Genomic DNA, 14092 nt, shown 5'->3' on the forward strand with positions numbered 1-14092 from the left:
GCAAAAATACGAAACTTTTCTTAGAAATACGGCATTGTAACTCTTATTCTTTATTCTTCACCTTTAATTCTAAATAGATTTGTATCTTTGCACCCTCAAAACAATAGGTATGACAGGACAAAAAACACCCACTGCGCTGGGTACTGAAAAGATTGGAAAACTTCTGATGCAGTATGCCATTCCGGCTATTATCGCCATGACTGCATCTTCTCTTTACAACATGGTGGACAGCATTTTTATAGGTCACGGAGTGGGTCCGATGGCTATTTCCGGACTTGCTCTGACTTTTCCCCTTATGAATCTTGCCGCTGCTTTCGGCTCCTTGGTTGGAGTGGGAGCCGCTACGCTGATTTCGGTCAAACTGGGGCAGAAAGATTATGATACGGCACAACGGGTATTGGGCAATGTGCTGGTACTGAATATCATCATCGGGCTTGCTTTCACCATATTAACCCTTATTTTTCTTGATCCTATTCTTTACTTCTTTGGAGGCAGTGACGAAACGGTGGGCTATGCCCGTGACTATATGAAAGTGATTCTTTATGGGAATGTCATCACCCATATTTATCTGGGGCTGAATGCGGTACTTCGTTCAGCCGGGCATCCGCAGAAGGCGATGGTTGCCACCATTGCTACAGTGGTTATCAATACCATTCTCGATCCTTTGTTTATTTATGGTTTTGGTTGGGGCATCCAGGGAGCGGCCATTGCTACGATTACGGCACAAGTGATTGCCCTTGCCTGGCAGTTCAGGCTCTTTAGCAATAAGGAGGAATTACTCCATTTCCATCGAGGAATTTTCCGGTTGAAGCGAAAAATAGTTTTCGATTCGCTGGCTATAGGTATGTCTCCTTTCCTGATGAACCTTGCATCGTGTTTCATTGTGATTCTGATAAATCAGGGTTTGAAACGGTATGGGGGTGATCTTGCCATCGGGGCATTTGGCATTGTCAACCGTCTGGTATTTCTATTCCTTATGATTGTGATGGGACTGAACCAGGGTATGCAGCCGATTGCCGGATATAATTATGGGGCAAAGCTATATCCCCGTGTCACCCGTGTGTTGAAACTGACCATCTATGGTGCGACCATTGTCACCACTACCGGTTTTCTGATGGGGATGTTTATTCCCGACCTGGCTGTGTCCGTCTTCACATCGCACGAAGAGCTGATTCGCCAATCTGCCGAAGGTCTCCGCATTGTGGTACTCTTTTTCCCGATTGTCGGCTTTCAGATGGTCACTTCCAATTTCTTCCAGAGTATCGGGATGGCAAGTAAAGCTATTTTCCTTTCCATTACCCGTCAGGTACTCATCCTGATTCCTTGTCTGTTGATTCTACCGCGTTTTTGGGGGCAGACAGGTGTCTGGATCAGTATGCCGACTTCTGACCTGATAGCCAGCCTGATATCGGCTGCCATGTTGTGGTGGCAGTTCCGTCAGTTCCGTAAAGCGGCTGCCCGGACATAGGATTCTTCAGCTTGTGCTAAACAAATCATTGCCTGCATTTGTCTTTTATCTGTAACGATCTGAAAGCAATGTAACAGCCATGAAAAAGTATGTAAGTTTCTTGTTGGTTTTATTTGTCAGTCTGTTTCTTTTTCTGCCCGCGCATGCGCAGCAGCGCAAATCAGTAGCTGTGGTGCTAAGTGGGGGAGGAGCGAAGGGGGTAGCCCATATCGGTGCCCTCAAAGTGATTGAGGAAGCAGGTATTCCTATCGACTATATCGTAGGTACCAGTATGGGGTCTATCATCGGCGGACTTTATTCCATCGGATATACCCCCTGTCAGCTTGATAGTATGGTCAATCACCAGAATTGGTCTTTTCTGTTGAGTGACCGTATCAGTTGGGAAGATCAAACAATGACTGAACGGAAGAATTCTGAAACTTATATTCTTTCTGTTCCTTTGAAAAAGGATTTGAAGGCGAATGTGTTCGGAGGGGTCATTAAGGGACAGAACCTGGGTAATCTTTTCTCCGAACTGACTGTAGGCTATCACGATTCCATTAACTTCAACAAGTTGCCTATTCCGTTTGCTTGTGTCTCCGAGAACATTGTGAACGGTGAAGAAGTAGTGTTTCACAATGGTGTATTGGCTACCGCTATGCGTGCCAGTATGGCTATTCCCGGTGTATTCACGCCCGTCCGTATGGGCGACGAGATACTGGTTGACGGAGGAATGAAAAACAACTTCCCCACGAACATAGCCCGGGCTATGGGAGCCGATGTGATTATTGGTGTCGATGTACAGAATGATCTCCGGACTGCGGATGAACTGAATAATCTTGGTGAGATATTCAACCAGATCATCAATCTGACCGGCCAAACCCGATATGAAGAGAATATTAAATTGGCAACGGTGTATATTAAAGTGGACGTAAAAGGCTATTCTGCCGCAAGTTTCAACATTCCCGCACTCGACACATTGATGCACCGTGGCGAAGAGGCAGCCCGCGCGCAGTGGACTGCTTTGCGCAGACTGAAGAAAGAGATCGGTCTTCCCGAAGATTACGTTGCTCCCCGACACGGCCCGTTTACTTCTTTATGGTCCGAGAAAGATATATTTGTGAAAGAGATCACCTTTGACGGTATCGAAGACAGTGACAAGAAATGGATTATGCACCGTTGTCACCTGAAGGAGAACAGCCGGATGCGTATGGAGCAACTTTATGAAGCACTTGCTACGTTGCGCGGAAGCCAGGCTTATTCCAATGTCAGTTACAAACTGACCGATACCGACCAGGGATATCTGCTACACTTTATTTTGGAAGAGAAGTACGAGCGTAATCTCAATCTGGGGATCCGTTTCGACTCGGAAGAGATCGCTTCATTGCTGTTGAATGTGAGCACCCGCCTCAATACACGTATTCCATCGTGGCTTTCACTGACCGGACGTCTTGGAAAACGCTACTTGGCCCGGGTGGACTATACATTGGCTCCGATGCAGATGCGAAATTTCAATCTCGCTTATCAGTTTGAGTATAACGATATTAATATTTACGATCACGGGAAACGTGCTTATAACACTACTTATAAATACCATTCCGGTGAGTTGGGGTTTTCGGATGTGTGGTATCGTAACCTTCGTTTTGGAGCCGGACTGCGTTTTGAGTTCTTCAAGTATAAGGACTTTCTATATAATGCGGGCGGGCAACAGTTGAAGGTGAAACCCCAACACTTCTTCAGCTATTATGCCCAACTGCATTATAATACATACGATAAGGGATATTTTCCCTCGAAAGGGATCGATCTCCAGGGGAATTATTCACTTTATACCGATAACCTGACACAGTATAAAGGTCATGCTCCCTTTTCTGCTTTGACCGCCTCGTGGGCCAGTGTCTTTTCGGTTACCGACCGTTTTGCTTTGATTCCTTCTTTGTATGGACGTATTCTTATAGGCAAAGATATCCCTTATCCCTATCTGAATGCCATCGGTGGAGATAATTTCGGTCATTACTTGCCTCAGCAACTTCCTTTTGCCGGGATCACCAATCTGGAGATAGTCGATAATTCTGTTATCATAGCCGGTTTGAAGGTACGTCAGCGTATTGGGGGTAAGAATTATGTCACTCTCACCGGGAATGTGGCGTTGCGGGAAGATAACTTTTTTGATATCCTAAGTGGTAAGCCGGTTTGGGGAGGCAGCCTGGGATATGGTTACGATAGCTTGTTCGGTCCGTTAGAGGCCTCTTTCGGCTATTCAAGCAGGGCACACGATGTAGGATTCTATGTGAATCTGGGATATGTCTTTTAGAGTTTTCATCCTTTGCCGTTGATACCGGAGTTATCTTCCTGTTCTTGAGATTCTTCCTCCTCGGCCGTTCCTGCCCGCAGTAAATGCCCGGGGAAGTATTTGGATAGTGGGTAACAAGATATATAATTTTATAATCAACTGATTTGCTATAATTTACAATACCTATTAAAGAGTAATTTTATAATTTAGTACCATTTTAGTATCACTATTTAGCCATCGTAAATAAATCAAGAGATGGTGCAAATGGCATTGGATAATTAACTTCTCCGGCTGCATAAACCACATTCGTTTACCGTCCTCAAATCTGCAAACACTTTCCAGAGATAATCAGACGGTTTATTTAAATCTCCAACAAATGATAAATCACTAATTTTGTATCCGTATTTCGTAGTTTTTCTACAATAATTGCATTTATGATTTGTTGTATGAGATTTTATTTGTACCTTTGTACCATGCAATAGATAAAATCAACGATTATGATAGCAGAGTTTAGCATTGAGAATTTTTTCTCCATTAAATCGGTTCAGAAAATCAGTTTTGAACCATCGGCAGATGCTTTTATGTCTGATGAGTATTCGCATGAAGTTAAGGACGGGGTAAGATTACTGAAAGTGGGAATCATCTACGGTGCCAACGCTTCCGGTAAAACGAATATATTGAATGCCATCGAATTTTTCAAGATGCTGGTTTTGAGAATGCCTAAAGACCGGACCGAGAAAACCGGGGTTGTCCCTTTCATGTTGGATGATACTTCAAGGAACGAAAAGACAAAGATGTCAATGGTATTCTATATCAATCAGTCGAAGTACATCCTCAGTTTTGAATTGGACGCAAAGCATATCTATTCCGAGACATTGATTGTTTATGATTCCATTCGTCCTACCAAGCTGTACAACCGAAGTTATGATACCGCAACAGATTCTACTACCATCGATTTTGGTGTAAATCTGAAAATGACGAAGAAAAGCCAAGATGTGATTTCCGGTAACACAATCAACAATTGCAGTGTGCTTGCCGCATTTGGCAAAAGCAACGTGGAACGTACTAAGCTGAATGATGTGTATGATTATTTTGCCAAGCAGGTAAAAGATGTACTGGCTCCCGGTATGCTGCTTTCGGGATATGTCAAATCACGATTGGATAAAGACGAGACAGGAGATTTGAAGAAATTCATTTTAAATTTCTTGAAAGCGTCCGATTTCAATATAGAAGATGTGGTATTACACGAAGAGGAAGAACTGATTACCCCTGAATTGGAACAACTGATACAGAATGCCCCTATTGATAAAGACGCAAAGGCAGAAATGCTTAGAAAGGGTAAAATTACAAATACGGAACTGACCTTCAAGCATAAGGCAGGCGATAAAGTATATGACTTATCGGAAGAATACGAGTCCAACGGCACCATGAGGTTCTTGGGAATGGCGGTGATTCTGAATTACTTGTTAAAGACCAATCGGTTTGTGCCCATTGACGAAGTGGAGACAAGCATTCATTATGAACTGTTGGCTTATTTCATAAAAGTATTTTTGGCAAACAGCGACGGAACATCCCAAATGCTCCTGACAACGCATGACATCAATCTTCTCAACGAGGATTTCATTCGCCGTGATACGATATGGTTCACCGACAAAGACGAACTCGGCGAAACTAAAATTGTGCGTCTGTCTTCCCTTGGACTGCATAAGAATCTTTCACCATACAATGCTTACAAGCAGGGGAAATTGGTGAAGTTACCGTTCTTGGGTAGCCAGTATATCAACCTAAACGACTAATGATATGCGGCGGACAGTAACAAAAAGTATCGCCATCATAGGCGAGGGAGAAACGGAATGGTTCTATTTCGACTCTCTGAGGATTGCGTGCCGTTATCCTTTCAAGGTCGCTCCGGATTTTCCGCAGCACAGCGACATCAATCATATACTGAAACTGGTAGAATCTTACTTGAACAAGCAATATGATTATATTGTATGCCTGTTTGATATGGACAGGCTGTATCAATATCCTTCCGAAATGCAACTGTACCAACGAGCAAAGAAAGAGTATAGCAAGAAGAAATATGCCGGAAAGGTGATGTTTGTAGAAACGAATCCTTGCACGGAATTTTGGTTCCTGCTCCATTTCTTGCCTAATGTGGTCTGTCGGCGATACGAGAGTTACGAGCAACTGCTTCCAGAATTGCAGAAATATATGCCGGGGTATGAAAAGACAAAACGCTATTTCATACGCACCAACCTCTATAAATACCTGACAGAGAATGGTGATTTGGAACGGGCAATGTCAAATTCCGAAAAGCTGTGCCAACTCTGTAAGGAATCGCCGGAAGATTTGAAGGCATATTCGGAGATGTATAAGATAATTAAGTTGCTAAGTGAAATAGTTATAAGATAGATATAATATAAACAGAAAAATGAAACAAATAAGAAATGCATTGAATTGGCTATGGGAAGAGATTGGTAGACCAATATTTCTTCGCCACCTTCAACAGACAGAACTGAAACTTATAAGGCTATGCATTACTGGCATGGTTACAATTGCTGTGGGTAATCCCTTGTTAAGTTGGCTCGTCAATTTAAGTGTTAATGTAGAGAATGGCCAATGTCAAGCTATACTTAACTTTGTGGACAATGATCTTGACCTTTGGACATGCATCATTGAGGGCTTTCTTTTTCTTATTACACTGATATTGATATGGATAAGATACCAATCTCTTAAAAATCATAAGCTACAGAAGAGTATAGTCGTAATGTATGGAGCAAAGATTGCTTCAGATACTCCCTTACTTAGTTACGAATTAGCCAGTAAAGCTTTGCCTGATGATTATGAGCCAGCAGAAGGTTCTCCATTTACTATTCAAATAGAATCAGAACGAAATGAACTCGTCCCCCAATATTGGGAGATTGAATCCGAAAATTTGAAACACCAAGTTCTTAGTAAACTTGTGCCAACTATGCAAGTAAGTAAAACTATGCACATATCACTCTTTGCTTTAGCTCCAATGCCTCTACTTGTATTGTTAGGTACACTGTTGAATGAGAAGTATTCCGTAGAAGTTTATCAATTACATCGTGAACCCAAGAACTGGAACAGACTTAAAGAACTGGGGCAGAAATACATTGTTCTTAGACCTGAAAATGCAAATATTGATAAACAACCTGTATTAGTATTTTCCTTAAGTGATACAATCATTGGTAGGATTAATAAATTATATAACGACAATGCCAATATTTGGGAAGTGACAGTGCCAAACCCTAATATGGACATGATGCGCTCCAGAGAACAGCAAATTGAATTTAGGGAAGTAGTAAGAGAGTTACTTTCAGAAATAAGCAGGTATAGTAATTATCCTGAAATTAATGTTCATATGGCCATGCCAATAGCATGTGCCGTAGAATTAGGTAGGGTATGGATGCCTAAGGCGCATAAACCATTGGTACTCTATGATTACCAAAACAAGAAAGAAGGTAAAACAATCACTATAAAAAATGTATAAAATGTTGGATGCAGATCAAAAGAAACAATTTAGCGAGATCTTAGAAGAACTTGCTCGACAACTGGATGTGACACAAACGGAGTTTGAAACAATAACTAAGAGTTATGAGGCGGTCGGCAGTTATCTTGCAGAAACTGATAGCCTATTAGCATATAAACCGTCAATACATCCACAAGGTTCATTCTTATTGGGTACTGTCGTAAGACCTATTTGTGAAAATGATGATTTGGATATTGATTTAGTATGTGAGTTAGAGAGAATACCGGACAATTGGACTCAATACCATTTAAAGAATGTCATAGGAGACAGATTAAAAGAGAGTGAACGTTATAAGAAAATGCTTGATGATGAAGGAAAAAGATGTTGGACGCTTCTCTATGGTGACAATAAGTATCATTTAGATGTTCTACCCGCTTTAGTATGTGAGGATTACTACGAGGTAGTTAGAAAGTATTTTTCAGCAGAGGTGGAGAAGAATCCTGAAACTTTAGCCATCCATATAACAGATAATACAAGAGAAGACTATACTAAAGAGACAAACAAGAATATGTGGATGATTAGCAATCCTTTTGGCTATGCCCAGTGGTTTCTCTCATTGGCAAGGAAATCTTATATTCAACAGAGGCAGTTCTCTGCTGAGGCTAAAATAGATCCGGTACCTAGATATTCTGCGGATAGATATGTATTACAAAGAGTTGTACAGCTATTAAAACGACACAGAGATAAGATGTTTGGAGGTGATGAGGATAAGCCTATTTCTATTATCATAACTACGTTAGCTGCTCGCACTTATGAACAGGAACGTGACCTTTTTACTGCATTAAGACATATTGCAGATCATATGGTGCAGAATATAACAGTTAAGAGAAATGAAAAAGGAGAATATGTAAAATGGATCGAAAACCCTGTCAACCCAACAGAAAATTTCGCCGACCGTTGGCCTGGCACTAAAAAAGAAGAGGCTTTTTACAACTGGATTGAAAAACTTCGTAAAGATATGGATAGACTCGAACTTGCTGCAGGTAAGGGGTTAGAAGCAATCAAGAGGATACTGGATGATATGTTTGATGAAAAAGTGTCAGCAAAGACTTATGCAAAGTATGCCAAAGATCTTTTAGAGAAAAGGAAAAAAGGTAATATGAAGATTGCCGCTACCGGCACTCTAGGATTAACAGGAACACTAAAAGTGGCAGCACATAGTTTTTATGGTAGTAAAGAGAAGTAAACTAAATCCGGCAGCGCAGATAACCGCAGAACTTATACAATTACGTCATTACTTTCCAAACGGTAAAGTTATTCGTAAAACTATAAATTCTCTTGAATGGGAAGTTGACTTACAACCAACGTCATTAAGTAAAACTTACAGAATTAGATTACAATATCAGGTAGGAAATACACCTAAAATATATGTGGTTATTCCTGAGCATTTGGAGAAACATTCTTGTGAAAAGAAATTACCTCATGTCTATTCAGATGAAAAGCAACAATTGTGTTTATTCTTTCCTAAAGCTCATGAATGGAACGAACATATGATGATAGCTAAAACTATTATTCCTTGGGCATCAGAATGGTTTCAATTCTATGAATTGTGGTTGGCGACAGGGGAATGGTTTGGAGAGGGATTTCATCCGAAAGTTAAAGAAGATGCGGCATCAAGATATTGTCCCCAAAGCAATAATCGCTAATCTGTATATAATTTGAAGATGTGTCAAAACTGAAGTACCCCCAAAAAGTTGAAGAACTTAAACATTATTCCGTAATAGAAAGAGTTCGGTATTTGTACCGGGCTCTTTCCTTTTATTGTTTACATCGGTTTTATCATTGATTCAATAAATGATATTTCTTTGTCTGTTAAATTGTATTTGGCATACAGTTGTTCATCAATTTGAACGGGTGAAAGTGACCAATCAATATCACTTTCATTCGAAAAGTCTTGCATAGGGACAAAACGGAATGTTTTGGCAGTAGCATCTTGGCTTGATTTTGCCTGACAGTGCATGAACCTCGCAAAGCGAGATTTGAGATATGTGCAAATATTTACGCACTCGTCATACGAAACATCAGAATCTGCGAATATGCAAAGGTAAGATTCAGTACAAATTTCGTTAGGATTTCCAACAAAGGCATTAAGATTGTCATCGTTGGCCTCAGTACCTATATTATTCGCACGAGGAATGATTACCTTGAATCTGTCAATCCAATTTGTGTGTAGAGGAACAAGATTGCGTTCTACATAACCCTTTTTGAGACCTTTGCCGATACAGACAACAGGAGCTGTTAGCCCGTCAGATGTCTCATGAAAATTGGAGTCGCTCACGAAATAACCACGCAAGCCGAATGGTCTCAAAGGCGATACAAATGATTGGATGTATTCACTACTCAGTTCCGTTACTTTGGTGATGATTGAAATGCTTCTACCATCTCGGATAAAAATATCAGAGGAATTCTGAGAAAGGCTTCTTTGAGAAGCATATACACTAGTTTCTGTATGAGAACTTATGGTAGGTGCAGTTTTTATGTTATCATATTTTGAGTCCATTAGGAAATAGCATAATCCACCTTTGATTTCCACGTTGCTGAAAAGGTCTGATGCTTTCGGAAAATCGTGCAAACTGCGAATAGTTTTGTCTGATAGCATATCAGCTCGAAAGTCATCAAGACCTCGTCCGCCTGCATACCAACGAGCAGGCATAATCATTGAAATAAAATTGGGCTGAACTTTTTTAGCTATAGAAACAAAATACTGATAAACTGGCACAGAACTAGCTTGTGCAATCTACATCCGGTCCCGGGCAGGCGTGCCCATGGGCCCGTGTGCCTGGGGTTATGAGCCCGCGTACACGGGACCGGATAAAGACACCTATATGAATGGTTAAATGTTGATAATTAATGAATTAAATATGTAATAGAATAAAGAAACGATTCATGTGAACTGGTTAAATGAAAGAAAAAGAACCGCTGTCCTCCGGGGGGTAGAGTGGCAGCGGTTCGGCGAGTCAACTGGTTTGGTGAGTCGGATTTAGATTTAAAGTCAATTATAAAAGAGAATTTATTATGAAAGATCAAAGTACTATAGTCCGTCTATAATGACAGGCGTTTTGTGATAATGGTTCTTTTTGCACATTTGATTGATCCGGGATATATATTTGGAAGTGGCATACGCCTGGCTTGGTGTACGTTTCAAGCATGAATATTTCACTTTGTGAATTTCTAAAAAAAGTTCGGCCACAAAGACAATCATGTCTGCACGTTCGATATGGGAGGGTGAACAGAAACACTCTGCATATTCGTAATCCCGGGTAGAGAGTGTATAATGCAGAATCTTTTTACCTCGCTGAAAAATAAAATCCAACCGATACCAACCGTTTGCGTTGGTTCTTCGCCGGTGGAAATACAAGATTTTGATAATAGATTGTTTGCCCATAGCTCAAACGTATATCGGGCAGGGAAGAATGAACGGCCCTGCTGACCCGTTTGAACTATTTGACATTCGATGCCGAAACAAGGAAAGAAATATGCTAACCCATTACGAAGTTAGACACGGGGGCAGAGCCGTCTTTATCCAGAAACTGTAGGTATATAAAATTATACACCTACAGCTAGTGTAAAAACAAAGGTTATTTATTTCCTTTGTTTCTGCCTTATAAATATCAAATAGTTCACCACAAAGATGGTGATTATTTCTGAAATAGCATAGCAAACGGACGAAAAATGTTCAATGAAACACTTTTATCAGGAGGATTGTTTACTGAACGCCGTTAGTATGGGGAGATTTAACGAAAAGAGAGCGGATCTGTGTTTACCCGCTTGCGTTATGTAAATTCAATGCAGAACAAGGAAAAAATATATGCCGACCCATTTTAAACATTCATCAGGACATGGACAGGCAGCCGGCCACCTTCGTGCGAATAAAGAACCTGCTATATTATAATAGATTAGTGAAATGCCATTGCGTCATATATTTCAATTCCCACCGGCTGGCTTGCATATATACTTTCTGTAAACAGGAGTTGATCCTGTATCAGGTTTGACATTTCTTTCTCAAAAGACGATTACATTTTTGGGGGGGAGGCCGATCACATCTTTATTTCTCCTCGGATTCTGCTCAGTGACTGTGGCGTTATCCACAGATAGGAAGCTATGTGTTTCAAAGGTACGTTTTGTAGCAGTTCGGGATGTTCTTTGATAAGTGTCAGGTAACGCTCTTTGGCTTTTGGACTTCCGGCACTGATCAACCAATTTTCAGTGCTGAGTAATTGTTGCTCCATCAGGCGGCGTCCCAGATTGGCAAGACCGAGTGATGAGGTATAAAGACCGTTCAATGTTTGTCCGGATATACAATAGGCTATGCTGTCGCACATCACCTCGATGGTGATGTGCGATGCTGTATTTTCCACGTATCCCCATACCGAAAAAGCGGCTTCACCCTCCCCGGCAAACCAGATGGTGGTATCAACCCCGTCTTTCAGATAATGAGCGCGCCAGATGCCTTGCTTTATCAGATATAAATTTCCGTTTCTGGAACCTTCATGAACAATGACTTCTTTCTTTTTGAAACGCACCTCCTCCATATAATTGAGAAGAGTCTGCGTATCGGTTTCCGAAAGACGATAGCTATTCCTGAATTTTTCAATAAATGTTTCCATAAGGCTCTTTTACATCTGTTTGAACGATGCAAAGATACGCATCATCGGCGAATGGCGAAAGAGTCTTTCAGGTAAATTCCAATAATCAGCAACAAAGTCAGCAGTTCGGCAAGAGGGACGGCAAGCCAAATACCTTTTATTCCCAGTATCGGAGGCAGGAGCAGGAAGCCTGTCAACATAAACAATGTTCCCCGGAAAAGGGTGATGACAGTGGCTCGCCGGGCACGTTCAATACTTTGATAATAACCGATACCAACTATGTTGAGTGCAAAGAACAGATAACCGACTGCAAAATACGGAATTCCATCTACTGCAATGTCATATGCTTTGTAACTTTTGTCGATGAATAGTCCTACTATTTCGTGATTGAATACAAGAGTTGCAGTAAAGAATAAAATACCACATCCCAAAGCTGTTTTCAATGCCAGTCGGATGGTACGTGCCACTCTGCCCGGATTCTGTTGCCCGAAATTGTAACTGATGATGGGCTGTGCCGATTGGGCGATGGCGTTGTATACCATAAAGATAATAGGAAAGAAGTAACACACGATACTGAATGCTGCTACACCACTTTCTCCCAAATGGCTGATAAATACGTAATTCCCCAAAAACATCATACTGGCTATAGATGCTTCGCTGATGAATGCCGAAGAGCCGAGCCTCACCATATAGCCGATATTGCGGAAGGTAAGCTGCATACTTTTCCGGCTAAGTTTGATACGATAAATGCCCACGTTGCGGGAAAAACGGAGTAGATAAATAAGAGTCATCAATCCGCCGACCATAGTTCCCAAACTGGTGGCAAAGGCAGCTCCCATCATCCCCCAACCTAATTGGAAGATGAAAATATAATCGAGTACGATATTGATAATGGCTGACACGGCATTGCACATCATAGCATAGTTGGGCGATCCGTCCAGACGGATATAAAACATGCCGGCACTCAAAAGCAGATAGAAAACGAGAAAAGGAACATACCAGTTCATGTATTCCACTACCAACGGCAGCAATCGTTCCGAACTGCCGAGTAATCGTCCTATCGGTTCTGCAAAGTAGCAGCAAAGTGCTGATAATATCAGGATCAGGAGGGATGAAAAGGCAAGTGCCTGTGTGATATTGATACTTGCCACTTTTCGTTTGCCTTGTGATAAATGGATGGACGCCACGACAGATGCACCCACTCCGAACATCAATCCGATGCCGGTGGTGATCATAAATAGCGGGGCCGTGATATTGACTGCCGCCAAAGCATCGCTACCAATTCCTTTACCGACAAAGATACCATCGGTAATTACAAAAATGGCGGAAAAAACCATTCCGAGTACTGTTGGGATCAACAACTTCCTGAACAGTCTCGGGATTTCCATGTTTCCGAAATCAATACTGTCTTTCATAAAATCTATGTTTTTTTAGCGGATGCAAAGATACGTCTATGGAAAAGAAGAAAAGTTACCAATTGATAAGAAATGCGATGTGCCGGATATTGGTACATTATTTATTTCCTTCTTTCGGAAATAATGTGTATGTTTGCTATTGAACCAATATACAAATGTACTATGAACGGTAATTATGTCATCAATATCGGCCGTCAATTGGGCAGTGGCGGAAAAGAGATCGGGGAAAAACTGGCAGCCAGGTTAGGCATTGATTTTTATGATAAAGAGCTGATTAATCTGGCTTCAGAGGAGAGTGGACTTTGTCGGGAATTTTTTGAGAAAGCGGATGAAAAAGCTTCCCAAGGTATTATAGGTGGATTGTTTGGGATGCGTTTTCCTTTTATCAGTGATGGTGCCATGCCCTGTACCAATTGTCTGAGTAATGATGCTCTCTTTAAAATTCAGAGTGATGTCATCCGGCATCTTGCAGCAGAGAAATCTTGTGTATTCGTGGGGCGCTGTGCCGATTACATTTTGCGCGAACATCCCCGTTGCGCCAATATTTTCATTTCTGCTTCGCACGAAGACCGCGTGGCGCGTTTGTGCCGTATTCATGGCATTTCTGAGGAAGCTGCTGAGGAAAAAATGAATAAGGCAGATAAGAAACGCTCCGAATATTATAATTATTACAGTTATAAAACTTGGGGAGCGGCTGCAACCTATCATCTTTGCATTGACTCTTCGGTATTGGGAATCGATGAAACGGTAAGGTTTATAGAAGAGTTTATAGTTAAAAAACTAAATTTATAAATCAGAATC

General features: G+C 41.3%; 12 protein-coding genes. 8 read left to right on the forward strand and 4 right to left on the reverse strand.

What is annotated here, in order from left to right; all coding sequences use genetic code 11:
- The first annotated feature begins 79 nt into the window (after positions 1-79).
- The 7 genes from QK890_RS10165 to QK890_RS10195 all read left to right on the forward strand — a co-directional run bounded on the left by QK890_RS10165 (position 80) and on the right by QK890_RS10195 (position 8936).
- On the forward strand, positions 80-1468 hold the full coding sequence (locus tag QK890_RS10165) for an MATE family efflux transporter (RefSeq protein ID WP_175413957.1): 1389 nt from the start codon (positions 80-82) through the stop codon (positions 1466-1468).
- Between the two features lie 79 nt (positions 1469-1547).
- On the forward strand, positions 1548-3758 hold the full coding sequence (locus QK890_RS10170; RefSeq protein ID WP_032539727.1) for a patatin-like phospholipase family protein: 2211 nt from the start codon (positions 1548-1550) through the stop codon (positions 3756-3758).
- 476 nt (positions 3759-4234) lie between these two features.
- Positions 4235-5533, forward strand: coding sequence for an ATP/GTP-binding protein (locus tag QK890_RS10175; protein WP_220577116.1), 1299 nt, complete (start codon positions 4235-4237; stop codon positions 5531-5533).
- Between the two features lie 4 nt (positions 5534-5537).
- On the forward strand, positions 5538-6149 hold the full coding sequence (locus QK890_RS10180) for an RloB family protein (RefSeq protein ID WP_220577117.1): 612 nt from the start codon (positions 5538-5540) through the stop codon (positions 6147-6149).
- Between the two features lie 19 nt (positions 6150-6168).
- Positions 6169-7251, forward strand: coding sequence for an SAVED domain-containing protein (locus QK890_RS10185; RefSeq protein WP_220577118.1), 1083 nt, complete (start codon positions 6169-6171; stop codon positions 7249-7251).
- A 1-nt stretch (position 7252) separates the two neighbouring features.
- A complete protein-coding gene (locus tag QK890_RS10190; protein WP_220577119.1) occupies positions 7253-8476 on the forward strand; it encodes a nucleotidyltransferase in 1224 nt (407 codons plus the stop codon).
- On the forward strand, positions 8457-8936 hold the full coding sequence (locus tag QK890_RS10195; RefSeq protein ID WP_250707363.1) for a hypothetical protein: 480 nt from the start codon (positions 8457-8459) through the stop codon (positions 8934-8936). The genes QK890_RS10190 and QK890_RS10195 overlap by 20 nt, the downstream gene beginning before the upstream one ends.
- Positions 8937-9055: 119 nt before the next feature.
- On the opposite strand, the gene QK890_RS10200 is transcribed toward QK890_RS10195, so the two are convergent.
- From QK890_RS10200 to QK890_RS10215, 4 genes are all read right to left on the reverse strand, one after another.
- Positions 9056-10009, reverse strand: a complete 954-nt coding sequence (locus tag QK890_RS10200) for an Eco57I restriction-modification methylase domain-containing protein (protein WP_220577120.1) — start codon at positions 10007-10009, stop codon at positions 9056-9058.
- A 312-nt stretch (positions 10010-10321) separates the two neighbouring features.
- Positions 10322-10675, reverse strand: coding sequence for a hypothetical protein (locus QK890_RS10205; RefSeq protein WP_044300621.1), 354 nt, complete (start codon positions 10673-10675; stop codon positions 10322-10324).
- 652 nt (positions 10676-11327) lie between these two features.
- Positions 11328-11897 (reverse strand): Crp/Fnr family transcriptional regulator, encoded by a 570-nt coding sequence (locus QK890_RS10210; RefSeq protein ID WP_005781385.1) that lies wholly within the window; start codon positions 11895-11897, stop codon positions 11328-11330.
- A gap of 41 nt (positions 11898-11938) precedes the next feature.
- Positions 11939-13291 carry an MATE family efflux transporter gene (locus QK890_RS10215; protein ID WP_044300627.1) on the reverse strand — a complete coding sequence of 451 codons (1353 nt, stop codon included), beginning with the start codon at positions 13289-13291 and terminating at the stop codon, positions 11939-11941.
- Between the two features lie 162 nt (positions 13292-13453).
- Between QK890_RS10215 and QK890_RS10220 the strand changes: the two genes are divergently transcribed.
- Entirely contained in the window at positions 13454-14083 is a 630-nt protein-coding gene (locus QK890_RS10220; protein WP_005781380.1) for an AAA family ATPase, read from the forward strand.
- Positions 14084-14092: the final 9 nt, after the last annotated feature.

The sequence above is a fragment of the Bacteroides sp. NGMCC 1.200775 genome, assembly GCF_040798045.1.
GTDB classification, from domain to species: domain Bacteria; phylum Bacteroidota; class Bacteroidia; order Bacteroidales; family Bacteroidaceae; genus Bacteroides; species Bacteroides hominis.

What these genes read in the sequence shown, in the direction of transcription:
- QK890_RS10170 (WP_032539727.1), top strand. Translation starts at nt 1,548, where the DNA reads ATGAAAAAGTATGTAAGTTTCTTGTTGGTTTTATTTGTCAGTCTGTTT.
- QK890_RS10180 (WP_220577117.1), top strand. Translation starts at nt 5,538, where the DNA reads ATGCGGCGGACAGTAACAAAAAGTATCGCCATCATAGGCGAGGGAGAA.
- QK890_RS10215 (WP_044300627.1), bottom strand. Translation starts at nt 13,291, where the DNA reads ATGAAAGACAGTATTGATTTCGGAAACATGGAAATCCCGAGACTGTTC.
- QK890_RS10220 (WP_005781380.1), top strand. Translation starts at nt 13,454, where the DNA reads ATGAACGGTAATTATGTCATCAATATCGGCCGTCAATTGGGCAGTGGC.
- QK890_RS10195 (WP_250707363.1), top strand. Translation starts at nt 8,457, where the DNA reads ATGGTAGTAAAGAGAAGTAAACTAAATCCGGCAGCGCAGATAACCGCA.
- QK890_RS10205 (WP_044300621.1), bottom strand. Translation starts at nt 10,675, where the DNA reads ATGGGCAAACAATCTATTATCAAAATCTTGTATTTCCACCGGCGAAGA.
- QK890_RS10210 (WP_005781385.1), bottom strand. Translation starts at nt 11,897, where the DNA reads ATGGAAACATTTATTGAAAAATTCAGGAATAGCTATCGTCTTTCGGAA.
- QK890_RS10175 (WP_220577116.1), top strand. Translation starts at nt 4,235, where the DNA reads ATGATAGCAGAGTTTAGCATTGAGAATTTTTTCTCCATTAAATCGGTT.
- QK890_RS10185 (WP_220577118.1), top strand. Translation starts at nt 6,169, where the DNA reads ATGAAACAAATAAGAAATGCATTGAATTGGCTATGGGAAGAGATTGGT.
- QK890_RS10190 (WP_220577119.1), top strand. Translation starts at nt 7,253, where the DNA reads ATGTTGGATGCAGATCAAAAGAAACAATTTAGCGAGATCTTAGAAGAA.